The following is a 747-nucleotide window of genomic DNA, read 5'->3' as shown; positions in this document are numbered from 1 at the left end:
CCCGGGTGGACCTCTGGGCCACGCCGGCCCCGGAGTCCGGGAGGAGCGAGCGCCCGAAGCCACGCCGCGCCCTGGCGGGGGCGGAGGTGGCCCGGGTCCACGCTCCGGACACCCGGCTCGCCGGGGGCAACCAGGCGGTGCCGGTGGACTTCCTCGTCCCCACCCGGGAGGTGGAGGAGGTGCTGCGCACCACGGCAGGCCGTGCGGAGCTCACCGCCGTACCGGTGGCGGGGTCGCCGGTGGCCGGGGAGGACTCGTGAGCGAGGACGTGCTGCTGGCCGTCGAGCCGCAGTGGGACCCGCCGCTGGCGGCCGTCCTGAGCCAGGTGCCCGGTGCCCGGGTGGTGCGCCGCTGCGTGGACGTGGCCGACCTCCTCGGCGTGGCCGAGGCCGGCACCGGCACCGTCGCCGTGGTGTCCGCGGGGCTGCGCGACATGGACCGTGAGTGCGTGGACGCCCTGCGGTCCGTGGAGGTCGTGGTGGTGGGGGTGCACGCGCCGCACGACGAGGCGGCCCAGCGTCGGCTGGCCCAGTGGGGGGTGTCGGTGTCGGCCGCGTGGACCGCGACGGTGGAGGAGTGGGCGGACGTCCTCGTGCGCGCCCGTGCCGCGGCCGCGCCGACCGAGGGCGGGGAGGAACAGCCCGAGCTGGAGCACGCCGCCGCGGGGGAGGGTGCCCCACCGGGTTCCGGGATCGAGCGACGGGGCGCGGTGGTGGCCGTCTGGGGGCCGCCCGGGGCTCCGGGGCG

The 747-nt window shown here is 78.8% G+C and carries 1 protein-coding gene and 1 pseudogene; both read left to right on the top strand.

The genetic code is table 11. The annotated features are described in order from the left end of the window. The coding region (locus tag HMPREF3099_RS13155) for a hypothetical protein (RefSeq protein WP_371327540.1) at nucleotides 1-260 on the top strand (260 nt) is incomplete at its 5' end. Continuing rightward, nucleotides 257-747, top strand: a pseudogene (locus HMPREF3099_RS10675) (hypothetical protein); the annotation flags it as partial. The gene HMPREF3099_RS13155 and the pseudogene HMPREF3099_RS10675, both read left to right, overlap by 4 nt.

Origin of the sequence: Kytococcus sp. HMSC28H12, from assembly GCF_001816045.1 — a bacterium.
In the GTDB taxonomy this organism is placed as follows: domain Bacteria; phylum Actinomycetota; class Actinomycetes; order Actinomycetales; family Dermatophilaceae; genus Kytococcus; species Kytococcus schroeteri.
Note: the sequence above shows the minus strand (reverse complement) of the source record. Positions and strands in the feature narration are given on the sequence as shown.